Origin of the sequence: Janthinobacterium sp. GMG1, from assembly GCF_034427795.1 — a bacterium.
In the GTDB taxonomy this organism is placed as follows: Bacteria; Pseudomonadota; Gammaproteobacteria; order Burkholderiales; family Burkholderiaceae_D; genus Janthinobacterium.
Window position 1 is genome coordinate 376,665 of the sequence record NZ_JAXQNT010000003.1, and the last position, 23,445, is coordinate 400,109.

General features: G+C 65.6%; 16 protein-coding genes. 10 read left to right on the forward strand and 6 right to left on the reverse strand.

Features of this window, described 5'->3' with window-relative positions; genetic code table 11:
* Positions 1 to 166 precede the first annotated feature (166 nt).
* Together SJI03_RS10485 and SJI03_RS10490 are read right to left on the reverse strand one after the other, a co-directional pair.
* Positions 167 to 3,112: a TonB-dependent receptor plug domain-containing protein gene (locus SJI03_RS10485; protein ID WP_322427128.1), complete on the reverse strand. Its 2,946-nt coding sequence runs from the start codon at positions 3,110 to 3,112 to the stop codon at positions 167 to 169.
* 98 nt (positions 3,113 to 3,210) lie between these two features.
* Positions 3,211 to 6,561, reverse strand: a complete 3,351-nt coding sequence (locus SJI03_RS10490) for a TIM-barrel domain-containing protein (protein ID WP_322427129.1) — start codon at positions 6,559 to 6,561, stop codon at positions 3,211 to 3,213.
* Positions 6,562 to 6,905: 344 nt separating this feature from the next.
* On the opposite strand from SJI03_RS10490, the gene SJI03_RS10495 reads away from it, so the two are divergent.
* The 8 genes from SJI03_RS10495 to SJI03_RS10530 all read left to right on the forward strand — a co-directional run bounded on the left by SJI03_RS10495 (position 6,906) and on the right by SJI03_RS10530 (position 17,036).
* On the forward strand, positions 6,906 to 8,042 hold the full coding sequence (locus SJI03_RS10495) for an SIS domain-containing protein (RefSeq protein ID WP_322427130.1): 1,137 nt from the start codon (positions 6,906 to 6,908) through the stop codon (positions 8,040 to 8,042).
* Positions 8,029 to 8,982, forward strand: a complete 954-nt coding sequence (locus SJI03_RS10500; protein ID WP_322427131.1) for an ROK family protein — start codon at positions 8,029 to 8,031, stop codon at positions 8,980 to 8,982. The genes SJI03_RS10495 and SJI03_RS10500 overlap by 14 nt, the downstream gene beginning before the upstream one ends.
* Positions 8,982 to 10,325 (forward strand): D-tagatose-bisphosphate aldolase, class II, non-catalytic subunit, encoded by a 1,344-nt coding sequence (locus SJI03_RS10505; protein ID WP_322427336.1) that lies wholly within the window; start codon positions 8,982 to 8,984, stop codon positions 10,323 to 10,325. Before SJI03_RS10500 ends, SJI03_RS10505 begins: the two co-directional genes overlap by 1 nt.
* A gap of 35 nt (positions 10,326 to 10,360) precedes the next feature.
* Positions 10,361 to 11,128 (forward strand): DeoR family transcriptional regulator, encoded by a 768-nt coding sequence (locus SJI03_RS10510; protein ID WP_034751280.1) that lies wholly within the window; start codon positions 10,361 to 10,363, stop codon positions 11,126 to 11,128.
* Between the two features lie 3 nt (positions 11,129 to 11,131).
* Positions 11,132 to 12,226, forward strand: a complete 1,095-nt coding sequence (locus tag SJI03_RS10515; RefSeq protein ID WP_322427132.1) for an N-acetylglucosamine-6-phosphate deacetylase — start codon at positions 11,132 to 11,134, stop codon at positions 12,224 to 12,226.
* Between the two features lie 50 nt (positions 12,227 to 12,276).
* Positions 12,277 to 14,064 (forward strand): MFS transporter, encoded by a 1,788-nt coding sequence (locus SJI03_RS10520; RefSeq protein ID WP_322427133.1) that lies wholly within the window; start codon positions 12,277 to 12,279, stop codon positions 14,062 to 14,064.
* Between the two features lie 210 nt (positions 14,065 to 14,274).
* The gene (locus tag SJI03_RS10525; protein ID WP_322427134.1) at positions 14,275 to 15,672 is read left to right on the forward strand and encodes an amino acid permease; all 1,398 of its coding nucleotides are present in this window, start codon (positions 14,275 to 14,277) and stop codon (positions 15,670 to 15,672) included.
* Positions 15,673 to 15,749: 77 nt separating this feature from the next.
* On the forward strand, positions 15,750 to 17,036 hold the full coding sequence (locus SJI03_RS10530; protein ID WP_322427135.1) for a DUF445 domain-containing protein: 1,287 nt from the start codon (positions 15,750 to 15,752) through the stop codon (positions 17,034 to 17,036).
* A 5-nt stretch (positions 17,037 to 17,041) separates the two neighbouring features.
* Here the strand turns inward: SJI03_RS10530 and SJI03_RS10535 are convergent, their stop codons facing one another.
* The 3 genes from SJI03_RS10535 to SJI03_RS10545 are packed head-to-tail and all read right to left on the reverse strand — an operon-like array spanning position 17,042 to position 20,106.
* Positions 17,042 to 18,064, reverse strand: coding sequence for an LLM class oxidoreductase (locus SJI03_RS10535; protein ID WP_322427136.1), 1,023 nt, complete (start codon positions 18,062 to 18,064; stop codon positions 17,042 to 17,044).
* Between the two features lie 18 nt (positions 18,065 to 18,082).
* Positions 18,083 to 18,706, reverse strand: coding sequence for a glutathione S-transferase family protein (locus tag SJI03_RS10540; protein WP_099377014.1), 624 nt, complete (start codon positions 18,704 to 18,706; stop codon positions 18,083 to 18,085).
* A complete protein-coding gene (locus SJI03_RS10545; protein ID WP_099377015.1) occupies positions 18,703 to 20,106 on the reverse strand; it encodes an MFS transporter in 1,404 nt (467 codons plus the stop codon). The genes SJI03_RS10540 and SJI03_RS10545 overlap by 4 nt, the downstream gene beginning before the upstream one ends.
* 123 nt (positions 20,107 to 20,229) lie before the next feature.
* Here SJI03_RS10545 and gcvA point away from each other — a divergent pair, with 123 nt between their 5' ends.
* Positions 20,230 to 21,132, forward strand: coding sequence for a transcriptional regulator GcvA (gene gcvA / locus SJI03_RS10550; RefSeq protein WP_099377016.1), 903 nt, complete (start codon positions 20,230 to 20,232; stop codon positions 21,130 to 21,132).
* Here the strand turns inward: gcvA and SJI03_RS10555 are convergent.
* Positions 21,129 to 21,368: a hypothetical protein gene (locus SJI03_RS10555; protein ID WP_158301119.1), complete on the reverse strand. Its 240-nt coding sequence runs from the start codon at positions 21,366 to 21,368 to the stop codon at positions 21,129 to 21,131. The two genes, gcvA and SJI03_RS10555, sit on opposite strands and share 4 nt — an antisense overlap.
* A gap of 270 nt (positions 21,369 to 21,638) precedes the next feature.
* Between SJI03_RS10555 and SJI03_RS10560 the strand changes: the two genes are divergently transcribed.
* Entirely contained in the window at positions 21,639 to 23,441 is a 1,803-nt protein-coding gene (locus tag SJI03_RS10560; protein ID WP_322427137.1) for a PHA/PHB synthase family protein, read from the forward strand.
* Positions 23,442 to 23,445: the final 4 nt, after the last annotated feature.

The window sequence follows — 23,445 nt, forward strand, 5'->3', positions numbered from 1 at the left end:
AATCGGCGCAGAAATCTGAGGATATCAACGCGAAAGCAGCCAGGGCAATCGCCTTTCACTTACGTTTATCTTTCGTATTGCACATTTTAGAATGTTGTCTTTTCTTTTTGTAGCAATACCCCGGCCCGCCACCATGCTGGCTGGCGGACCGGGACAAGGTCACGCCTTAAAAGAACTTGTAGCTGGCTGACAGGGCGAACTGGCGGCCGAACAGGTCCTGGCTATGGTTGTAGCCTTCCCAGCCGTTCGGGTCGTAGTACGGCTGCTTGTTTAACGCGTTTTTCACGTTCAGGCCCACGTCCAGGTGCTTGATCGGTTTCCAGCTGAAGGCCAGGTTGACCGTCGTGTACGACGGCGCGCCCTTGCACTGGCCGGCCGGCAGCGCCACCGAGGCGGCGGTGCAGTTTTCCGGCGTATTGTCCTTGTCCCAGGGACCATAGGCCCAGCGCGTCTTGCCCGAATAGTTGACGAAGACGCTGCTGACGAAGTTACGGTAGCTCCAGTCGGCATTCACGGTGGCGCGGTAGCGCGGCGAATCGTAGTAGCCGACGGTGTTGCCCTTGATGTCGCTGCCGTCCTCGCTGTCGTGGGTGTCGCGCTTGCGGATGGTGGCGGCGATGCCGGTGCTCAGCTTGCCCCAGTCGCCGAGCGCGAAGCGCGTGCGGGCGTCGATGTCCACGCCGTCCATCAAAGTGCGGCCGCGGTTCGAATACGAGTTGATCAAGCCGCCCAGGTTGCCCACCGAGTAGCCGGGCACGCCGCCCGCGCACACGCCAGCATTGGCGGGATTGGCGCACATGGCCGCCACCGCCGCCACATTGCCCCGGTCCGTGTCCGTCAGGTCGTTGCGGATGGCGCTCGATGTGCCGGCCAGGGTCGGGCCGTACTTGCCCACCAGTTCCGTAAACAGCTCGTTGAAGTCCTGGCGCACGATTTCGTCCCGGCGGTTGATGAACCAGTAATCGATGGAGATGCTCACGTCCTTGGCCGGCTGCAGCACCAGACCCACGGTCGATATCTTCGCCTTTTCCGGACGCAGGTTCTGGTTCGGCGGCGTCAGGCCGCCCACCGTCGTGGAGCAGTTCGAATTGAGCAGGCTCTTGCCCAGGTCCGCATCCGTCGCTATTTTTGACTTCATCAGGGCGCGCGCCATGGCATTCGTTTCATCGCAGCGCACCGTGTCGCGGATGCCGCCCACCTGTGCAAAGACGCCGCCCGTGCCCGATTCGGCCAGATTGGGTGCGCGGAAGCCTTCCGAATACGTCCCGCGCAGCATCAGGTCCGGCCGCGCGCGCCAGATCACGCCCAGCTTGGGCGCCAGGTTGGCCGAGAAATGCGGGTATTTGTCCACGCGCGCTGCCGCGTTGACTTCCAGGGTGTCGCTGAGCGGCACCACCACTTCGCCAAACACGGCGGCGATGGTGCGCCGGCCGTCGAACCAGGAACCGCCCTGCTGCGTGATCAGGCCATTGGCCGCATCCGCGTTGCCGGGCGTGAGAAAACTCTCGCGCATCACGTTGGTGCCGACGGCGGCGCGTACTTCGCGCTCGCCCAGCTTGAACAGGGTGCCTTCCACTTTCGCATCCCAGGTCATCAGTTTGGTCCAGGATTCGATGGCAAACGTCGGGTAAGCGGCGCGCACCAGCGCCGCATTCGCCTCGCTGATTTCGCCGAACTTGTAGGCGGGATTGTCAGAGATATACGTGCGGCCGCTGACGGGGTCTTTCGTGAACGGCCCGAATGCCTGCTCGAAGCCCTTGATGTTGATGTTCGCCGTCTGGAACAGGGTCGAATGACTGCCCGCCACGCTGAGCGCCGTTTCAAAATCCCAGCCGCCGCCGATGCTGCCGCGCAGGCCGACGAGCGCGCGGTAGTTTTCATCGACATTCTTCTGGCCGAAGTGGCCCGTCGCATCCTGCAGCAGGTAATTCAAGCCGGCTGCGCCGCCCATCCTGGCCACCATGTCGGCATCGAGCTTGCCTTTCAGGTAGACATTGTTCGGGCTCAGGAAAGGCGTGGCGAAGGTATTCAGGGTATTGCCCGTATTTCGCGCGAACCAGTTGTTCGTGCTGCCGCTATTGAAGCTGGACGGGCCATTCTCGCCACGCATCTTGATGTGGGTGAAGGCGCCTTCCGCGAACGCTTCCATGTCGCCGCCCAGTTTCAACCGGCCGCTCAGGTAAGCCGTGGCCCGCTCCGAGGTAGGCCCCGTGTCGAGCTGGTTGGGCAGCGCATTCCACACGCAGCGCGTGCCCGACGCTTCGGTGATGCTGTTGTTGCAGCCATTGACGGCGCGCTGGGTGCGGGCATTGTTATTGGCCTTGTCGAAGACAAAGAAGGTTCCCGGATTCATGGTGCCCGGTTCGCTGCCGACGCCCACGCGCATGTTCGGGATGAAATTGGGATTGTTCGCATAAAAATACGAAGGACGCTTCTGCCAGGTGTCGGCCAGCGCGATGCGGTCGCGCTGGTAGACATTCACGGAACCGTAGATGTTGTAGCCGTCGCTGGCCAGGTCGCCCAGGCCATACAGCACGCTGGCCTGGCGTTCGCCATAGGCTTTCACGCTCGGTGAAAACTCGCCATTGGCGCGCGCTTCCAGGCCTTGATACGACTTTTTCGTGATCACGTTGATAACGCCGGCCACGGCATCGGAGCCATACACGGCCGACGCGCCGTCCGTCAAAATCTCCATGCGCTCGATGGCGGCGGCGGGAATGGCGTCGATATTGACGAACATGGTCTGGAAGCCGGCCGGCGCGCCATAGAACGACAGGCGGCGGCCGTTCAAGAGCACCAAGGTGCCCTGCGCGCCCAGGCCGCGCAAATTCGCTTGCGAACCGCCATCGGAACCCGTGAACATCGAGCGAAAATCCTGCTGCGCCGGACGGGCGGCGGGCAGGTTGTCGAGCACTTGCAGCAAGGTGAGCGCGCCCATGTTTTCGATCTGCTTGGCGTTGATCACCTGCACCGGCGACGCCGTTTCCGCGTTGATGCGCTTCAGGCTGGAGCCCGTCACTTCGACGCGCGCCAGTTTCTCCTCCTCGGCTGCCAGCGCCGTCGACGCCAACCCTACCGCCACCATGGCGGCCATCAGTTTTTTCAAGTGCATTCCCAACTCCCTTTTTATAAGTGATTTGTTTTCGTCAGCTTGCAAGAGCCCCTCCCCGGTCCGAAGAGGGGCTCCTTTGTAGTGAAATGATGATGTGTCTAGCGCGGCTTGACGGTCGCGCCTTCCGTGCCGGTCAGCACGGCGTTGGCCCAGTTGCCGCAAACCTGGGCCGGGTGGGCGCCGCGCGCGCCCAGGGTGCGCAAACTGAGCTGGCTCAGGCCGCGCACGTCGATTTCGGGTTTGACCACCCCGGGAGCCGTGACCAGACCGCTGTCATACAGCAGCCGCTCACCGCTCCAGACCTGGAATTGCAAGCCGCCCGCGCTGCGGCAGCTATCGTCCACGCCCAGGTCGGCGCGCAGCAGATTCCAGTTGCCCGCCAGCTGCAAGTCGATGCGGCTGGCAGGTCCCACGCCGAGGCCCTTGCGGAACCACAGCCCGTTCATGCGCATCTCGGCCGCCTTGCCAGCTGGCCGGTCTTTCGCGATATTCCTTGGCAGCGCCAGGTCCGACAGGTAGCGCTGCACCTCCTCGCCTTCGGCCACTCTGTGCTCGAGCACGCGGAATGCGGACAAGGTGACGGGCGCCACGTCAGTGGCCAGCGCTGCGTCGAACGCGCGCGCCACCGGCCCCGCCTGCGCTGCCGTCACCATCGGGTCCAGGGACGCCGCGCCATCGCCTTCCGGATTTTGCGTACTCATGACGCGGAAGCGCAGCAGACGCCCGGCCGTGGCGGGGAAAGTAATCGTCTGCACGCCTTCCTGCAGTTTCAAGGTGCCCCGCACCAGCGGTGCGCCCCATTCGCCGTTGTTGTCGCCGATGTAGATTTCATAGTCGCGCACCTGGCCATGTTTCCAGTGCTGGTCGTTGCGCGGCGCCAGTTCAATGCCGTCGACCAGGCGCCGCTCCGTGAAGCCGATCACCCATTCGTGCGGACCGCTTTTCACGGACGGGCTGCGCACGGTGCGGAACCACGTCTCCGGCTTGCCATCGAAGGCGTTTTCCAGCGGGTAGCCGCTTTCTTCCGCAGGACGCGCCACCACCTGCATGGCATCGGCCGGCAAGGCGCGGCCCGGCACGGGGGCAGCGGGGAAATCCGCGTCCACTCGTGCCACGGCCAGCGCGCCGGCGACCTGCAAAGCTAAAGGCTGGCGGATGTCCTGCGCCGCCACTTTCACGTGCAGGGTGCCTTGCCTGTCAGCCGCGTCGAAATACCAGCCCTCTGCCGCCTTGTCGTAGGCAGCGCGGTCGCCCGCTGCCGCGATCAGCCGTTCGCCAACGCGCACGGCGGCCGGTGCCTGGCCCGCCAGCATGCGCAGCGCATAACCGCGGCGCGCTTCCTGACCCTGGTACTGGCCATCGACGGCGCCGATGTCGACCTGCACATCGCCGCCCGTCTGGCGCATGCGGATGACTTGCCGGCTGAAGGCGCCGCCCTGGTACTGGCGCGTGTTGCCATCGTCTTCATACAGGGTGTATTCGGAATCACCGTGCGGGTAGATATCGAGGGTCAGCTGATCCTTCGGCTTCTGGCCGTCGTACAGCATTTCCGGATACATGGGCAGGATGGCGCCGGCGCGCACGAACACGGGCAATTTATCCAGCGTCACCTGCATGTCCAGGTCGCGTCCTTTCGCGTCCGCCGTGGCCTGCCGGCCATCCCAGTAGTCGTACCACGTGCCTTGCGGCAGATGGATGCCCTTGCGCCAGCCGCCGCTGACGGCCTGGCTGCGGTAGACGGGCGCCACCAGCACGTCGCGGCCCAGCAGGAACTGGTATTTATAGGCTTCCGTGTAGGCGGCCGGGTCTTGCGGATAATCCCACATCAGGCCGCGCACCAGCGGCGCGCCCGATTGCTCCGCTTCGCGCACCAGGGTATACATATAGGGAGTGAGGCGCATCTTGAGCTTCAGATAGCGGCGGTTGATGTCGCGGTACGGCTGCTCGAACCACCACGGGTGTTTGCGTTCGGCCGCAGCCCAGCCGGACATGCCCATCAGGACGGGCGTAAAGCTTTTCCACTGCAGGTCGCGCAGATAGGTTTCCGGGCTGCCGCCGAAGATGGCGTCCACGTCGCCCGACGCATACGCCTGGCCGGACAGGCCCGAGCCGATCAGCGTGGGAATGTGCCAGCGGATGTAGTCCCAGCTGGCGCTCTGGTCGCCCGTCCACGCCACGGCGTAGCGCTGGATGCCGGCCCAGCCCATCACCGTCCACAGGAACGGCCGGCTGTCGGAGTTGTTCAGGATGCCGTCGTAGGCCGACTTGTTCGCATCCATGGCGAATTGGTAGCCTTTGCCCGTCCACGCCACGTCGAGCTTTTGCACGCGGCTGCCCGCCTGGCCCACTTCCCAGGCGATCTTGTCGACGCCGTTTTCCGTCCACAGGCCCGTGCGGAAACCGTAGCCGGCCAGGCCCTTCACCGTATCCGGCAAGTTCGTGTAGCCGCAGCCGTAGCCGTCGTTGGGCAGTATCCAGCCGCCCGGCATGTCGTGTTCGCGGTACTGGCGCGCCACCGTTTCCACCACGTCCGGCGTCTTGCCCGTGGGGCCATCCGTCCAGCCCTTCGGCACGGAACCGGGCTTTTTCACATTGTCGCCATCGTTGTAGCAATCGGCGTCGCCGTATTCCAGCGCCCAGCGGGGCAGCATGCGCGCGCGGCCCGTCAGGTCCGTGTAGCGGGCGACGACGTCGCGCAGGTCCTTGCCGACGAAGAAATACGCATCGAAGCGCCCTTCCGCGTGCTGCAGCGAGATCTGCTCCTTGTCGCGCAAGTCGTAGCTCCCGTCGGACCAGGTGTTGCGCAGCATGCCCCAACCCCTTGAACTCATGAGGAATGGCGCGGGATTCGGCCGGTCGCCCTCCTCCCAGCCGCCCGAATAGGACACGGGCACCTGCCTGCCCTTGAATTCGAAGCGGCCATTCTGCTGGCCGCCGCCAAAGTACCGCTCGCCCGGCAGGCTCGATAACACTTGCACGCCCTGCTTGTCGTCGAGCGACAGCGGCTGCACCTCGCGCCACAGGGGCACCGCATCGCCCTTGCGCAGCAGAGTAAAGCGCAACGGTTTGCGGTCGATGCGCAGGCTCAGGGCTTCGGTGCTGATCAGGATATGGTCGGGCTGTTCATGGATCTGGTACGCCACCTGCGCGGCAGGCTGGCCCACGACGATGGGCGCGGCCTTGTCGCCCGGTCCCGTCAAGCCCCCTTTTCCGCCGGCCTGGATGCGCAGCACGTCCACCTGCGGCAGGCTGATACGCAGCTGCATGCCCGTGTCGCTGCGCAGATCCCAGCCCAGTGCCTCGCCCTTGGCCACGTCGGCCGCGTGCACGGCACTCACGCTGGCCAGGTTGCCGATAGGCGCGGCCTGCAAGCTTTGCGCAGACAAGGTGGCGAGGGCGGCGAGGACACAGGCGGCAAGGACGCGGCGGGGAAGCGGGAGAGGTTTCATCTATCGGCTTTCAGAAGTGATTCGATGAAATACTTTAAGAAGAAAAATAAATATCGTCAATCAAAAGAAAGTTAAAGCGGTAATTTATTAATAAAATGCCCATAATTGGCGCATTTTTCTTACGTTTCACCAAAATGTCACAAAACATACTTTCGTTATCGTGGCATTTCAGCGACAAGCCGCGCCGCCACGGGCTTTTACGCTGCACCGCAGCACGCTTCGATGTCTTTAAAGCGACATTATTTCGCAAGACAGAAAACTATTTACTTTCGTTTTACTTTCGTATTTGACTTTTCGAAATTTAGTATTTATGCTTTCTCCAACAAACACTTTACTGAGCTCTCATGACTACCCTTCTTCAGCGTGACATTCAAACCTGGCGCGACATCGGCGGCCTGCACACGGCCGAGGAAATCGCCCACCAGCCGACCATCTGGCGCGCGCTGGCCAGCATTTTGCGCAATGAACAAGCAGCCCTGGCCGCCTTCCTCGGCGACGCACTGTCGAATCCGCAGCAACGCGTCATCCTGACGGGCGCCGGCAGCTCGGCCTATGTGGGCGAGATCGTCGTCGATACCCTGAATGCGGCCTGGCCGGCGCAAATCCGCGCCATCGCCACCACAACCTTGCTGACGCACCATGAGCTATACCTGGAAGCGGACGCGCCCACCCTGCTCGTCTCGTTTGCCCGCAGCGGCGACAGCCCTGAAAGCCTGGCGGCCGTGGAACTGCTGCGCCAGGTCGTGCCCGGCGCGCGCTTCCTGAACATCACCTGCAACGCGGACGGCAAGCTGGCGCGCCAGGGCGCCAACGACAGCAATACGTATAACCTGCTGATGCCGGAAGGCAGCTGCGACCGCGGCTTCGCCATGACCAGCAGTTTCAGCAGCATGCTGCTGGCGGCCCTGTCGGTGCTGGGCAAGGACACGGATCTGAATCGCCTGGAGACCATGGCCGGCCTCGGCGAGCAAGCCTTGCGCGACTGGTCGGCGCCCGTGGCGGACCTGGGTTCGACACCGGTGCAGCGCGTCGTCTACCTGGGCAGCGGGCCACTGGAAGCGCTGGCCAAGGAAGCGGCATTGAAGATCCTGGAATTGACGGGCGGCCGGGTGATGGCGATGGCGAATACGCCGCTGGGCTTCCGCCACGGCCCGAAATCGGCCGTCACCACGGAATCGCTGGTAATCCTGCTGCGCAGCAGCAAGCCCCTGGCGCGCCAGTATGAAGACGACCTATTGAAAGAGCTGCAGCGCGACAGCGTGGCGCAGCGCTGCCTGACGGTGGGCATCGGCAGCGACTTATCTGCCGATGCGCCGGCCTGGCCCGACGCCTGGCTGGCTCCGCTGTGGCTGCTGATGGCGCAGCAATATGCGCTGCACCAGTCCGCGCTGCTGCAACTGCGCCCCGACAATCCATTCGCCGGCGGCATCGTCAACCGTGTCGTGCAGGGCGTCACCATCTATGGCCATGACCAATTCTAATCACACCGCCGGTTACCACGGCATCGACATCGGCGGCAGCAAGATGGAGCTGGTCGCCTTTGCCGACCACGATGGCGCGCTGGCGGAAGTGTTCCGCGAACGGGTAGCCACGCCGGGCGACGACTTTGCCGCCTTCGTGCAAGCCATCGTCGACCTGGTGGCGCGCGGCGACGCCGCTCTGGGCACGACGGCGCCCGTCGGCATCGGCTTGCCCGGCGTGATCGACAGCGCCACTGGCCGCCAGCTCAGCTCCAACGTGCCGGCCCTGAACGGCCGCCTGGTGGCGCAAACCCTGCAGCAGGCCTTGCAACGTCCTGTCGCCATCGGCAACGATTGCCAGTGCTTCGCCCTGTCGGAAGCGCAGGGCGGCGCGGCCGACAATGCCGCCAGCATGTTCGGCGCCATTCTCGGCACGGGCGCAGGCGGCGGCTATTGCGTGGGCGGCCAGCTGCTGCGCGGCTTTAACGGCGTGGCCGGCGAATGGGGCCACTGGAGCCTGCCCGCCACCCTGCTGGCGCAGCATGGCTTGACCGATTACCCCTGCCCATGCGGCAAGGCGGGCTGCCTGGAACGCTATGTCTCCGGCCCCGCCATGCGTAAAATCCACGCTCACTTTGGCGGCGACGGCGCAGAGCCTTTGGCCATCGTGGCGCGCGCCAACATGGGCGACGCCGTGGCCCAGCGCACGGTGGCCGTGCACCTCGACGTGCTGGGCCACGCGTTGGCCGGCCTGGTGCTAGCCTACGACCCGCACGTCATTGTGCTCGGCGGCGGCTTGTCCAAGCTGCCGCACCTGTACGACAAGCTGCCGGCCGCCGTCAAGCGCCATCTGTTCCCCGGCGTGCACGTGCCGCCGATACTGCCGCCCCGCTTTGGCGATGCCGGCGGCGCGCGCGGCGCGGCCCTTTTGATACGACAACATACAAAGGCGTCAACATGATGAAGCAAGCGGAAAACCCGACTTTTACCCTGTCCCCGATCCAGCAAGTGATCAAGGCGCACCGCCGCGGCGAGCGCGTGGGACTGTACGCCGTCTGCTGCAGCCATCCGAGCGTGCTGCGCGCCGCCATGCGCGTGGCCAGCGAGTACGACACTGTGCTGCTGGTCGAGGCGACGTCGAACCAGGTCGACCAGTTCGGCGGCTACACGGGCATGACCCCGGCCGTTTTCCGCGACACCATGCTGGCACTGGCCCGCGAACAGGGTTTCCCCGCCAGCCGCCTCGTACTGGGCGGCGACCATCTGGGCCCGAACGCCTGGCAGCATCTCGATGCGGCCAGCGCCATGGACCACGCCGAAACCCTGATCGCCGCGTATGCGGCCGCCGGCTTCCATAAAATCCACCTCGATTGCAGCATGCGCTGTGCCGACGACCCTTTGCAACTCGACGATGAAACCGTGGCCGCCCGTTCGGCGCGCCTGTGCATCGTCGCCGAAGCGGCGGCGGCCGCCGCCGGATTCGCGCCGCCCGTCTACGTGATCGGTACGGAAGTGCCGGTTCCCGGCGGCGAAGCGTCGCTGGCGCAGGCCGGCGCCGTCACCAGCCCGCAAGCGGCGCGCCGCACGCTCGACGTGCACCGGCGCGCCTTCCTGGATAACGAGCTGCATGGCGCCTGGCGCCGCGTCATCGCCATGGTGGTGCAGCCGGGCGTCGATTTCGACCAGAGCAGCATCCAGCATTACGACGCGGACGCCGCCACCGAGCTGTCGGCCTTTGTCGCCGAGCAGCCTGGCCTCGTGTTCGAAGCCCATTCCACCGACTACCAGCGCGAGTCCGCCCTGCACGCCATGGTGCGCGACCATTTCGCCATCCTGAAAGTGGGCCCTGCCGCCACCTTCGCCCTGCGCGAAGCGCTGTTCGCGCTGTGCCAGATCGAGGAAGAACTGCTGCCAGCGCACGCCACCTCGCAACTGATGCAGGTGCTCGACGACGTGATGGTGGCCAAGCCGAAGAACTGGATCAAGCATTACCTGGGCACGCCGGACGAGCAGCGATTGATGCGCCGCTACGGCTTGAGCGACCGTTGCCGCTATTACTGGGGCGAACCGGAAGTGGCGGCCGCCGTCGGCAAGCTGCTGGCCAACCTGGACACCGTGGCGATTCCGCTGCCGCTGTTGAGCCAGCATTTGCCGGAGCAGTACCTGGCCGTGGTGCAGGGCAGCCTGCCAGCGCAGGCGCCGGCCTTGATCGAGCACAAGATCGGCAGCTTGCTGGCGCAATATGCGCGTGCCTGCAACCGCAATGCGGCAGTCCCCGTCATTGCCGAAGCGGCAATCTGTTAAGCTCGGTATTTTCATTTTTTACTGAGCCCGCCACCATGCGAAATACCAGCCAACGCCGTGAATCCATCCTCCAAATGCTTGCCCAGCAGGGCTCGGTGCAGGTGACCGACTTGGTGGAAAAGCTCGGCGTGTCCGCGGTCACCATCCGCAGCGACTTGAATGCGCTGGAAGCGCAAGGCATGGCCACGCGCAGCCACGGCGGCGCGACCCTCACGCGCACGCCGCCGCTTGAACACACGATACGCCAGAAGGATGCCATCAACCACGAGCAGAAGGAGCGCATCGGCGCGTATGCGGCGCGGCTGGTGGAACCGGGCGACAACATCATCATCGACTCGGGCACCACCACCATTTCGCTGGCGCGCCATTTGCGCGACGCCACCGGCGTGACGGTGGCGACGAATGGCCTGAACATCGCGTGGGAACTGGCCGACGCGCCTGGCGTGGATCTGATCCTCACGGGCGGCCTGCTGCGCAAGCAGTCGCTGTCGATCCAGGGCAGCCAGGCGGAAACCTGTTTGCAAGCCTACAGCTTTGACAAGCTGTTTCTGGGCGTGGACGGCTTCGACCTGCAGTTTGGCGTGACCACCCATCACGAAGCGGAAGCAAGCCTGAACCACAAGATGGTGGAACGGGCCAAGAAAATCATCGTCCTCACGGACGCCTCCAAGTTCGGCCGCGTCAGCCTGCACCGCATCGTGCAGCTGGACCGGGTCGATACCGTCATCACCGATGCCAGCATCAGCCAGGAGTACCGCGAAGGGCTGCAAAAGCTGGGCATCGAACTTTTTATAGCGGAATAACACATGCTGAGCGGCAGAATCCTTACCCCATCTGGCTGGATCACGGGCACCATTACCTTTGACCAGCGCATCGTCCAGATACAAGAAGACCCTGCCGCCGACAGCGCGCTGACCATTTTGCCCGGCTTTATCGACCTGCACGTGCATGGCGCGGCCGGCGTCGACATCATGGAAGGCGACGACGCGGGCGCCACCGTAGCGCAAGTGCATGCGCGCCATGGCACCACGGCCCTGCTGGGCACCACCCTGACGGCGAAAGAACCGTCGATCCTGCACGCCCTGCAAGGCCTGGCCGGCGTCATCGCCGAGCGCCCGGCCAACGGCGCGCGCATGTTGGGCGTGCACCTGGAAGGCCCATTTTTAAACCTGCACCGCCTGGGCGCGCAGCCGCCCGACGTGGTGCAGGCAAGCCTGGCGCTGGTGCAGCGTTTTCACGCCATCGCCCCCATCAAGGTGCTCACCATGGCGCCGGAAATCCCCGGCCACCTGGAACTGATCCCGCAACTGGCGGCGATGGGCATCCGCGTGCAGATCGGCCACAGCGCCGGCACGTATGACGAAGGCGTGGCGGCGCTGAACGCCGGCGTCTCCGGTTTTACCCACCTGTACAACGGCATGACGGGCATGACGCATTACGACCCGGGCATGGTGGGCGCGGCGCTGGCGCATGCCGAATACGCGGAAATCATCCCCGACCTGCAGCACGTGGCCAAGGGCGCCCTGCGCGCGGCCCTGCGCGCCATCCCGCGCCTGTACGGCGTGACGGACGCCACCTCGGCCACCGGCATGCCGGACGGCGAATACGGCCTGGGCACGCAGCGCGTCTACAAATGCCTGGGCTGCGTGCGCCTGGCCACGGGCTCCTTGGCCGGCAGCGTGCTGACCATGGACCAGGCCCTGCGTAATTTCGTCGAGCTGGGCCTGGACCTGGCCGACGCCTCGAACCGCTTGTCGCTGTACCCGGCCGACTACCTGGGCGAATCCGAACGGGGCCGCCTGGCACCGGGCGCCTGGGCCGATATCGTCGTCCTCGATTCCCAATTACAGCCAGTGTCCGTCTTCGTCGAAGGCGCGGCCATCGATCTTTCCACCCGCTAGATTCAGCCTCCAGATCCATCCCCCAACCTCAACCCCGTCCCGGAGTTTTCATGCACGACACGTCACACAAGGCCCCCGTGTGGGCCATGCGCTACCTGCTATTTATTGCCGGCATGGGGGGATTGCTGTACGGCATAGACATCGGCATCATCGCCGGCGCCCTGCCCTACCTGGAATCGACGGCCTCGGTGGCCTGGAAACTGACGGCCCAACAGCTGAGCTTTATCGTCGCCGCCGTGCTCCTGGGTTCAGTCCTCTCGTCGCTGTTCACCGGCGCCCTGGCCGACCTGCTGGGCCGGCGCTGGGTGATGTTCCTGGCCGGCGCCCTGTTCAGCGCCAGCATCCCGCTGATCGCGCTGGCCGACGGCTACACGCCACTGCTGCTGGGTCGCCTGCTGCAAGGCATCAGCGGCGGCTTGATCGGCGTCGTCGTGCCCCTGTACCTGGCCGAATGCCTGCCCGCGCAACAGCGTGGACGCGGTGCCGCCCTGTTCCAGCTGCTGCTGACCATCGGCCTGGTGGCCGCCGCCCTGATCGGCCTGCTGCAGGCGCAGACGGTGGAAACGGCCACGCAGGCGGCGCAAGCCTTGCCGGAAGCGGGCCGCATCGCCGCCATCTTCGCCGCCAAGGACCACGCCTGGCGCAGCATCTTCTGGGTCTGCCTGACGCCGGGCCTGGTGTTTACCGTCGGCGCCCTGCTGCTGGCAGAGTCGCCGCGCTGGCTGGCGCAACGGGGCCGCATCGAGCAGGCGCGCCAGTCGCTGCTGCGCACGCGCTTGCCCGCCGCCGCCGACATCGAACTGCGCGAGATGCAGGACACGCCGGAAAATACGGCCAAGGCCAGCGGCAAGGCCAAGGATCCGCTGCTGAGCCGCCGCTATGTGCTGCCATTCCTGCTGGCCTGTCTGATCCTCGCCTGCACGCAGGCCACGGGCATCAATTCCATCCTCGCCTATGTCGTCAATATCTTGAACCAGGCAGGCCTGTCGGGCGCCTCGGCCAACATGGCCGACGTGCTGTTGAAGGTGCTGAACGCCGTGATGACGGTGGTGGCCGTGCTGCTGGTGGACCGCAAGGGCCGCAAGTTCCTGCTGATGCTGGGCACGGGCGGCATCGTCGTCTCGCTGCTGGCGGCCGGCTTGCTGTTCCGCGGCGCCGAAGCGCACCTGGCCGACGTGCGCCCCGCCATCGCGGCGCAAGTGCAAGCGGACGGCCTGTCCCTGCGCCTCGACGCGGCTACCTTGACGGCCTTGGGCGCGGCGGCCGACGGCACGCCGCAGCAGCTGACCATCGCCTACGCCTACGGCCCGTTCACCAACGTGAAAAGCTTGCGCAGCGACGATCCCGTGCTGCGCCAGGTGACCATCGCCCGCGAAGACGCCGTGCAGGCCGACAGCGTGATCGGCGTGTTCTTCCGCAAGCTGCACCTCAATCCGTTCGCCGACCCGGCCGCCGGGCGCGAGGCGGCGCTGCGCATCGAGAAGGCCAGCCTGGGCCCCGTGCCCTCGTCCACGCATGGCTGGCTGGTGGCCATCGCCATCTGCGTGTTCGTTTCCAGCTTTGCCGTGGGACCGGGCGTGTGCGTGTGGCTGGCCCTGTCCGAGCTGATGCCGACGCGTATCCGTTCGAACGGCATGAGCATCGCCCTGCTGGTCAACCAGTTCGTCTCGACAGTGATCGCCGCCATCTTCCTGCCCACGGTGGGTTTGCACGGCTATTCGACCCTGTTCTTCTTTGGCGCCTGCTGCACGGTGCTGTACTTCCTGGCAGCAGCCTTCCTGCTGCCGGAAACGAAGGGCAAGACTTTGGAAGAAATTGAAGCGCACTTTGCCAAGTAAGCCAAAGTAACCAACGGTAGCAGTCTCCTTTCCAGCCCCGGTCCACATCCGGGGCTGTTTTTTTGCCTGCTGGACAAGTTGTCAGGGCTGACGCGCATGGCACCGTACGGTTTTCCTTCTGGAATCACGGGCGTGTGGGCTAGAATCTGGCTGCGTCGTGCTACTCACGAGGCGGCAATGGCGCCATGACAAAAACCACCAGGAGACACAGTGAGCTTATTTAGAACCAAGAATTTGGATGACATGATTGCCCACAGCAAGAAGCCAGGAGGACTGGCCAAGGTGCTGGGGCCCTTCGACCTTGTCCTCATGGGCATTGGCGCCATCGTCGGCACGGGCATTTTCGTGCTCACCGGCACGGGCGCGCTGACGGCCGGCCCCGCCCTGTCGCTGTCATTTGTCGTGGCGGCCGTCGCCTGCTGCTTCGCCGCCCTGTGCTACGCGGAATTCGCTTCCACCGTGCCGGTGGCAGGCTCCATCTACACGTACAGCTATGCCACCCTGGGCGAGCTGGCCGCCTGGATGATAGGCTGGGACTTGCTGCTCGAATACGGCCTGGCCGCTGCCGCCGTCTCCGTCGGCTGGTCCGGCTATTTCCAGTCGCTGCTGTCGGGCTTTGGCATCGCCCTGCCCGTGGCCCTGACTGCCGCACCGGGTGCCCTGCCCGGCGTGACCACCTTCATCAACCTGCCGGCCCTGGTCATCATGCTGGCCCTGACGGCCATGCTGGGCTGGGGCGTGCGCGAATCGGCGCGCCTGAACAACATCATGGTTGCCATCAAGGTGGGCGTGGTGCTGCTGTTCATCATCTTCGGCGCGCGCCACGTGCAGCCAGCCAACTGGCAGCCTTACATGCCGTTCGGCTACCACGGCATGCTGAGCGCCGCCGCCCTCGTCTTCTTCGCCTTCATCGGCTTTGACGCCGTCACCTCCGCCGCCGAGGAAGTCAAGAAGCCGTCGCGCGACCTGCCGATCGGCATCATAGGATCCTTGGCCGTGTGCGCCGTGCTGTACGTGGTCGTCTCGGCCATCATGACGGGCATCGTGCCGTACCAGAAATTCCTCGGCGTCGACCATCCCGTCTCGCTGGCCCTGCAATATGCGGGCGAAAACTGGATCGCCGGCTTCGTCGACCTGGGCGCCATCCTCGGCATGACCACCGTGATCCTCGTGATGGCCTTCGGCCAGACGCGCATCATCTTCGCCATGTCGCGCGACGGCTTGCTGCCCAAGCGCCTGTCGACCGTGCACCCGCGCTTCCACACGCCATTCTTCGCCACCTGGCTGGTCGGCATCGTCTTCGGCCTGATCGCCGCCGTGATCCCGCTCAACATCCTCGCTGAACTGATCAACATCGGCACCCTGGCCGCCTTCACCATGGTGTCGATTGCCGTGGTGGTGCTGCGCAAGAAGCGCCCGGACCTGCCGCGCGCCTTCCGCTGCCCCGGCGTGCCGTACGTGCCGGCGCTGGCCGTGATCCTGTGCGTGGGCCTGATGACCTTCCTCAGCTGGGTCACCTGGGTGGCCTTTACCATCTGGCTGGTGATCGGCCTGGTCATCTACTTCGGCTACGCGCGCCGCCGTTCGCTGCTGCACCCGCCGCAGTAAAAAATCCCCTGCAGCGACATATCCTGTCGCTGCCGCAGTTAAGATGGCGGTCTCGCAACCACCGCAGGCCGCCATCCATGCAACGTTCCCCCGACCTCATCGCACAACTGGACCAGAGCACGGACCAGCTCAAACGCTCGCGCCTGCGCAACATGCAGTGGCTGGCGGCCGGCTTGCTGCTGCTGGCCGCACTGGTCTTCGCCGTGGCCCGCTCGCAACGGGGCGGCCACCCCGCCTGGGGCTATGTGGAGGCATTCGCCGAAGCGTCCATGGTGGGGGCGATCGCCGACTGGTTCGCCGTCGTGGCCCTGTTCCGCCACCCTTTGGGCATCCCCCTGTGGCATACGGCCATCATCCCGAACAGCAAGGCGGACATCGGCCGCAGCCTGGGCGCCTTCGTGGAAAACCATTTCATTACCGAGCAAGGCATCGCCGAGCGCATCGCGCAAGCCGATCCCGCCGCGCGCCTGGGCGCCTGGCTCAGTGACGAGGCCCACGCGCGGCAGCTGGGCATGGCCAGCGCCAGTGTTGCCAGACAGCTGCTGGCGATGGCCGACCACGACAAACTGGGACGCCTGCTGCGTGTACAGGCCAGCAGCTACCTGGGCCAGCTGAATCTGTCGGACGTGGCGGCCGACTGCATCGATGCGCTGATCGCCGACGGCAAGCCGCAGGAACTGCTGGACTTCATGCTCGACCGCAGCGCCGCCTACCTGGACGACGAGGCGCACCATGCCGCCATCGGCGATTTCGTGCTGGGCGCCTTCCAGATCGAGAACGCGCTGGTGAAAAAGGCCGTGAAAGCATATGAACCGCGCATGATCGCCTCGCTGCAAAAATTCGCCCTCGCCGTGCGCCTCGATCCAGACCACCCGCTGCGTCAGCGCATCGCCGGCTGGATCGCCGACAGCGCGCTGCACCTGAAGGCCGACCCGCAGTGGCAAGCAACGGTGCGCCGCTACCAGCTGCAGCTGATCGCCAGCGACACGGTGCAAGCCATGCTGGGCGACGTCTGGAACCACCTCAGCACGCGCCTGCTGACCGGCCTGCACGCCGACCAGCCCAGGCTGGCGCAAGCCATCGCCAGCCTGGCGCGCAATACGGGCAAAGTGCTGGAGGCGGACAAAGCCGCGCGGGCATGGCTGAACGCCGCCATCGTCGCCGGCAGCGGCTCGCTGGTGCGCCGCTACCGGGGCGAAGTGGGCGCCTTCATCGCCGCCCGCCTGGATCTGTGGAGCAAGGATGAAATGAGCGAACGCATCGAACTGGCCATCGGGCGCGACCTGCAATTCATCCGCATCAACGGCACCATCGTGGGCGGCCTGGCCGGCTTGCTGATTTATTCAGTCAGCCAGGCGTTTTAACGCCACTACCAGCGAAGAATATCCCCGGGCGGCACCGCATGCGAAGGAAAATGCGGCAGCACTTCCTCGGCCAATTCCTGCAGCACCTCCGCAGCCGGGCGCTGGCCATGCTGGATGCCCAGCGCCGCATGGTTGACGCCTGCTTCGCGCCATTCACCGAGCAAGTCGATCAAGCCCTTGCGCCCCGTGCGCAGCACATAGCCGCTGCGCACAGGCGTGCGCGGGTAATCGGGGTCGTCCACCAGATCCAGCCACTCATTGCACATATGCGGGCGAAAGCCGCCATCCGGTATGCACTGGCGCCAGGCGCGGATCTTTTCCGCCAGGCGGCGCGGCCCGTCCCGCGTATCCGTCGCTTCCGGATACGTCAGCCAGCCGTCCGCGTGGCGCCCTATCCACTCCAGCGCCTGGCCCGACGAGCTGGTGACGACCAGGGGAATGCTGCCCGCCACGGGCTTGGGCAGCAGTTCGAGGCCCTCGATGCTGCCCAGCGGGCCTTTGACACTGGCGGGGCCGGCGCGCAGTAACTGGCGAAACATATGCACGGCCTGCGCATAACGCTCGCCGCGCGTGGCGTACGGCACGCCATACGCGGGAAACTCGCTGGCGCGGTCGCCCGACGCCGTGCCCAGCACCAGGCGCCCGCCCGACAATTGGTCGATGCTGGCGGCCGCCTTGGCCAGGTCGATGGGGTGGCGCAGGGTAAAGATGGCGCTGCCCGTGGCCAGAGCCAGCGAGTCCGTGCGCGCCGCCAGATACGCCAGGTAGGTCCACGGGTCGAACAGCTGGCCCGCGTCGCCGAAGCGCGGGTCGAACAGGGGAATGTCGCGCACCCAGGCGGCGGCAAAGCCTTGCCTGTCCATGGCGGCGACCAGCTCGGCCTGGCCGACCAGCGCCTGCATGTCGCCCTGGTAAAAGCGCAGGGGCAGATAAATGCCGAGGGTGAGCGCGCCGGGCGCGAACATGCGGCGGTAGCCGGCATGGTGGGAAAACGCGTGCGAGGACGCGCCACTGGTATCGATCGTCATATTGTTCCTTGAAGTTGCTCAGGCGCCCGTGGCGGGCGCGGGCAGCGTGATGCCCAGCTGGACGGCCGGACGTGCCGCCACGCGGGCGTACCAGGCGCCCACGAGGGGCCATTCATCGAGCTTGAAGCCGACCAGGTCGGCGATATGCAGCCAGCCAAAGCTGGCGATGTCGGCGATGGAATAAGCGTCGCCGGCCAGGTAGGCGTAGTTCGCCAGGCGCCCATCCATGGTGGCCAGCGCGGCGTCGCACAGCTGGCGAAAGTGCGCCGTGGCGGCCGCATTCGCGCCTCTGCCTGCGATCTCGAAATGCACGCGCTGGCCCAGCATCGGCCCCATGCTGGCCGCGTGGAATTGCAGCCAGGTGATGGCGGCCCAGCGCTGCGCGGGAGCCTTCGGCAGCAGCCGCCCCGTCTTCTCGGCCAGGTACAGCAGGATGGCGGCCGATTCAAACACGGTGATGCCCGTGTCGTGGTCGACCAGCACCGGAATGCGCCCGTGCGGATTGAGGGCCAGGAAAGCGGGCAAGCGGTGTTCGCCCTCGTCGATGCGCACTTGGCGCAACTGATAGGGCAAGCCCAGTTCGGCCAGCGCGATGGTGGCTTTGAAACCGTTGGGCGAGCTGTCAGTGTAGAGTTCCATCATGGCGCCGCCTCCTGGCGCGCAGCCTTGCCGGGCAGGATGGCGATGGCGCACGCCAGGCCCGCCGCCACCAGACAGGCGGAAACGAGGATGGCGCTGCTGTAGCCTTGCGCGGCCGTGCCGCCGCCGGCAAGCACGGCGATGCTGACCGCCACGCCCACGGCCAGGCCAACGGCCGAGCCGACTTCCTGCGTGGTCGTCAGCATGCCGCCGGCCAGGCCATGGTCCGCTTCCGGCACGCCATCGATGCCGGCCACGGTCCAGGCGGGAAACGCCAGGCCATAGCCGATGCCGGCCAGTACGGTGCCAGGCAGGATGGAGACGGCCCACGACGCCAGCGTGGCCAGCGACGCGCCCAGCATGGCCAGGCCGCCGATGAACAGCAGCATGCCGCCGACGATGACGGGCTTGGTGCCGCAGCGGGCGATCAGTGCCGGCCCGGCCCACGCGCTGGCCAGGGTAAAGGCGACGGCCATCGGCAACAGTCCCAGTCCCGTGCGCGTGGCGGAAAACGCCAGCACTTCCTGCATGGCCAGCGCCACGACGACAAAGGTGGGGCCCAGGGCCGTATTGGCCAGCAGGGAGACGATATTCGCGCCGCCCGTGGAGCGGCGCCGGAAGACGGCCAGCGGCATCAGCGGCGCTGCCACGCGTCCCTCCACCCACACGAACAGGGCCAACAAGGCCAGCGCCAGCGCGATCAGGGCAAAGGTGAACGGATGCGCCAGTCCCACATGCTCGCTATTGGCAAAGGCAAACACCAGCGTCGCCGCGCCCGACGCCACCAGCAGCGCGCCCCAAACGTCGAGCGTGCCGGCAGCCGCAGCGGTATCCGCATCGGGTCGCCCCAGTGGCAAGGCCGGCGACAGGGCCAGCACCAGCAAGCCGACGGGCACATTGATCCACAGCACCCAGCGCCAGCCCAGCAGGTCCGTGATGAAGCCGCCCAGGATCAGGCCCGCGACAAAGCCGCTGGCCGCCACGGCCGTCCAGGCACCGAGCGCCCGGTTGCGCCGGGCCGGTTCGGGAAACACGGCCAGCAGCAGCGAGAACGCAGCCGGCGAAAACATGGCGGCGCCAAAGCCCTGCAGCGCGCGCGTGGCCACCAACATGGCCGGGCTATGCGAAAAGCCGCCCGCCAGGGAAGCGGCCGTAAACAGCAGCAACCCCGTGACGAAGACGCGGCGGCGGCCAAACAGGTCGGCCGCGCGCCCGCCCAGCAGCAGGAAGCCGGCGATGGCCACGCCATACGCATTGATCACCCACTGCAGGCCGCCGGGCGTAAAGCCCAGGCTGTGCTGAATTTGCGGCAAGGGGATCATGGTGATGGAAAAATCGAGCAAGGCAACGAATTGCGTGGTGCATAGCAGGATCAGGCAAATTTGCCGATGTGAAAGTAGCATGGATATCCTATCGATATAGTTTTACTCGACGTCAAAAGAACGCCGTATGCCCCTATAATGCGTTCTCCAAGAGCGAAACAGAAACGATGATTTTTCGCGCTTAACTATAGAAAAACTATATCGATGAAACATCCTTTACCGCTCCAGGCGCTGCGCGCCTTTGTCGAAGTGGGCCAGCGCGGCAGCATCAAGGCGGCCGCCGAGGCGCTGCACGTGACGTCGGGCGCCGTCAGCCAGCAAATCCGCCTGCTCGAAGATCGGGTCGGCATGCCCCTGTTTACGCGCGAACGCCAGGGCTTGCGCCTGACCGAGGCGGGCGCCAGGGTCCACCCCGCCCTGCTGGGCGCCTTCGCGCAGATTGCCGGCGCCAGCCAGGCGCTGGAAGACATGGGCGCCCGCCAGACGCTGACCGTCAGCACGGTCGCCACCTTTGCCGCCGCATGGCTGGTGCCGAGGCTGGGCCACTTCAACCAGCGCCATCCGCAGATCGAGGTGCGCGTGGAAGCGACGTCGGCGCTGGTCGACCTGCGCCGCGACCGGGTCGACGTGGCCTTGCGGCACGGCCTGGGCGACTATCCGGGCTTGCAGGTGACGCGATTGATGGCGCCCGTGCTGGTGCCCGTCGCCAGCCCCGCCCTGATGGCGGGCCAGCCGCCCATCGCCACGCCGGGCGATTGCCTGCGCTACCCGCTGCTGCACGATACGGACCGCGCCGACTGGTCCCTGTGGCTGGCCGCGCATGGCGCGCCGGACGACAGCGAGGATGCGGCGCGGGCGCTGCGCGGCTCGGCCTTCGAAGATGATTTTCTGTTGATACGCGCGGCCGAAGCGGGCCAGGGCCTGGCTCTGGTGCCGCAGCTGTACGCGCAGGAGGAGATCGCCGCCGGGCGCCTGGTGCAAGTGCTGGACTTGCCCTGGCCCGCGCGCTTTGCCTACTACCTGGTAGCGCGGCCCGACGCGGCCACGCGCCCCGCCGTGCAGGCATTCATGACCTGGATCTGCGAGGAAGCGCAGGAAGCGCGCTAGAACACATGGCCGTCGGCCGCGCACGACACCACGCCGCACATGGTGGTAAACAGCACCGGCACGCCGGCGCGTCCCGTGGCGATGCAGGCTGCGGCCGGCACCACGGCCAACAACAGGGCCAGGTAGCCGAGCGCCTTCAGGCGCCGCCCGGACGAACGACGCACGCCCCCGGCTGCCTCGCGTAAATAGCCTCTGGCCGCCTCTTCGCTGCCGCTTGCCGACATTTTCGTATGCATGTCCATCTCCTCCATCCATAGTGACCGGTCTTGCTTCACTGCATTTTGCTACATAAATTTACCAAATACAATAAATAAATTCATGAATAAATTGCTTTTTCTTATTTAATCACACAAAACAATGGAATCACAATATTCGATTAAATCATTTTATTCGCACTTGCCATCAGGCGGCAAGCCACATGGGCACGCATCCGGCCAAACTTGATGTAGATCATAATTTTTTGAACAAGCTCTTGCTACCCTGTAAAAAAATGACAGGAGCACCGGATGAGCAAGACGCAGCCGAGCGACGCGCAGCACAACGTGGAACATGAGCGCCTGGGTAGCGCCTGGCAAGGCGTGCCGGCGCCCGGTTATCCGGAAAGCGCACCGGAAGGCGCCACCCTCGACCTGCTGCTGAACGCCTGGCTGGGCAAGTTCACGGGCGGTATTTCGCCAGCCGCGCTGGGCAACGCGTATGCCGACTGGCTCAGCCACCTGGCGCTGGCGCCATCGAAGCAGCAAACCCTGCAGCAGGAAGCGTGGAAGAAGATCGGCCGCTGGCAGCAATATGCATTGCAATCAGCCCTGACTGGCGGTGCCACCGAGCCGTGCATCGCGCCGCTGCCGCAGGACCGGCGTTTCGACGATCCTGCCTGGCAGCGCTGGCCCTACAACCTCGTCTACCAGGGCTTTTTGCTGCAGCAGCAATGGTGGCACCGCGCCACCACGGGCGTGCGCGGCGTCTCGCCGCACCATGAGGATGTCGTCACCTTCACCGTGCGCCAGTGGCTAGACATGCTGGCGCCGTCGAACTTCCTGCTGACCAATCCCGTGGTGCAGCAAGCGACCTTCGAGAGCGGCGGCGCCAGCCTGGCGCGCGGCATGGTTCACGCGGCCGACGACTGGCAGCGCGCCGCCATGGGCGCTGACGCGGCCGGCGAAGCAGCGTTCAAGGTGGGCGGGAACGTGGCCGTCACGCCGGGCAAGGTGGTCTACCGCAATGACTTGATCGAATTGATACAGTACGCGCCCGCGACGGCCAAGGTGCATGCCACGCCGCTCCTGTTCGTGCCCGCCTGGATCATGAAGTTCTATATTCTCGACCTGTCGCCGCACAATTCGCTGGTGCGCTACCTGGTGGGGCAAGGCCACACGGTGTTCATGATTTCCTGGAAAAATCCGCAGGAGGAAGACCGCGAGCTGTCGCTGGAAGACTACCGCCAGCTGGGCGTGATGGACGCGCTCGACGCCGTTGCCCGCCTCACGGGCGCGCCGCAAGTGCACGCGGTGGGCTACTGCCTGGGTGGCACCCTGCTGGCGATCTCCGCCGCGACGATGGCGCGCGACGGCGATGCGCGCCTGGCCAGCCTCACCATGCTGGCCTCGCAGGTGGACTTCAAGGAGCCGGGCGAACTGTCGCTGTTCATCGACGACAGCCAGGTCAGCTTCCTGGAAGCGGCCATGTGGAAGCAGGGCTACCTCGATACGAAGCAGATGGCGGGCGCCTTCCAGCTGCTGCGCTCGAACGACTTGATCTGGTCGCGCCGGTTGAACCACTATCTGCTGGGACGCGATGAACAGGACAGCGACCTGATGGCCTGGAACGGCGACGCCACGCGCATGCCCTGCCGCATGCACTCGGAATACCTGCGCCGTCTGTTCCTGCACAACGACCTGGCCGAAGGCCGCTACCGCACGGCGGGCCGCCACATCGCCCTGCCCGACATCGCTGCTCCCATCTTCGCCGTCGGCACCCTGACGGATCACGTGGCGCCGTGGCGCTCCGTGTATAAACTGCAGCTGCTGACCGACACGGACGTTACCTTCTTGCTCACCTCGGGCGGCCACAATGCGGGCGTCGTTTCGCCGCCGGGCCAGCCGCGCCGCAGCTACCAGCTGGCCACGCACCGCCACGACGCGCCCTACATCGACGCGGACAGCTGGCAGCGCGACGTGCCGCACCACGACGGTTCGTGGTGGCCCGCCTGGCAAGCCTGGCTGGCGCAGCAAGCGGGCGCGCAAGTGGCGCCGCCGGCCATGGGCCCCGACCTGGGCGACGCGCCGGGCAGCTACGTGCTGCAAACCTGATAAC

Excerpts from the sequence above, each read along its gene's own strand:
- SJI03_RS10545 (WP_099377015.1), bottom strand. The coding sequence starts at position 20,106 with ATGCTACTTTCACATCGGCAAATTTGCCTGATCCTGCTATGCACCACG.
- SJI03_RS10485 (WP_322427128.1), bottom strand. The coding sequence starts at position 3,112 with ATGCACTTGAAAAAACTGATGGCCGCCATGGTGGCGGTAGGGTTGGCG.
- gcvA (WP_099377016.1), top strand. The coding sequence starts at position 20,230 with ATGAAACATCCTTTACCGCTCCAGGCGCTGCGCGCCTTTGTCGAAGTG.
- SJI03_RS10535 (WP_322427136.1), bottom strand. The coding sequence starts at position 18,064 with ATGACGATCGATACCAGTGGCGCGTCCTCGCACGCGTTTTCCCACCAT.
- SJI03_RS10530 (WP_322427135.1), top strand. The coding sequence starts at position 15,750 with ATGCAACGTTCCCCCGACCTCATCGCACAACTGGACCAGAGCACGGAC.
- SJI03_RS10505 (WP_322427336.1), top strand. The coding sequence starts at position 8,982 with ATGAAGCAAGCGGAAAACCCGACTTTTACCCTGTCCCCGATCCAGCAA.
- SJI03_RS10510 (WP_034751280.1), top strand. The coding sequence starts at position 10,361 with ATGCGAAATACCAGCCAACGCCGTGAATCCATCCTCCAAATGCTTGCC.
- SJI03_RS10500 (WP_322427131.1), top strand. The coding sequence starts at position 8,029 with ATGACCAATTCTAATCACACCGCCGGTTACCACGGCATCGACATCGGC.
- SJI03_RS10520 (WP_322427133.1), top strand. The coding sequence starts at position 12,277 with ATGCACGACACGTCACACAAGGCCCCCGTGTGGGCCATGCGCTACCTG.
- SJI03_RS10495 (WP_322427130.1), top strand. The coding sequence starts at position 6,906 with ATGACTACCCTTCTTCAGCGTGACATTCAAACCTGGCGCGACATCGGC.
- SJI03_RS10515 (WP_322427132.1), top strand. The coding sequence starts at position 11,132 with ATGCTGAGCGGCAGAATCCTTACCCCATCTGGCTGGATCACGGGCACC.
- SJI03_RS10540 (WP_099377014.1), bottom strand. The coding sequence starts at position 18,706 with ATGATGGAACTCTACACTGACAGCTCGCCCAACGGTTTCAAAGCCACC.
- SJI03_RS10490 (WP_322427129.1), bottom strand. The coding sequence starts at position 6,561 with ATGAAACCTCTCCCGCTTCCCCGCCGCGTCCTTGCCGCCTGTGTCCTC.
- SJI03_RS10560 (WP_322427137.1), top strand. The coding sequence starts at position 21,639 with ATGAGCAAGACGCAGCCGAGCGACGCGCAGCACAACGTGGAACATGAG.
- SJI03_RS10555 (WP_158301119.1), bottom strand. The coding sequence starts at position 21,368 with ATGCATACGAAAATGTCGGCAAGCGGCAGCGAAGAGGCGGCCAGAGGC.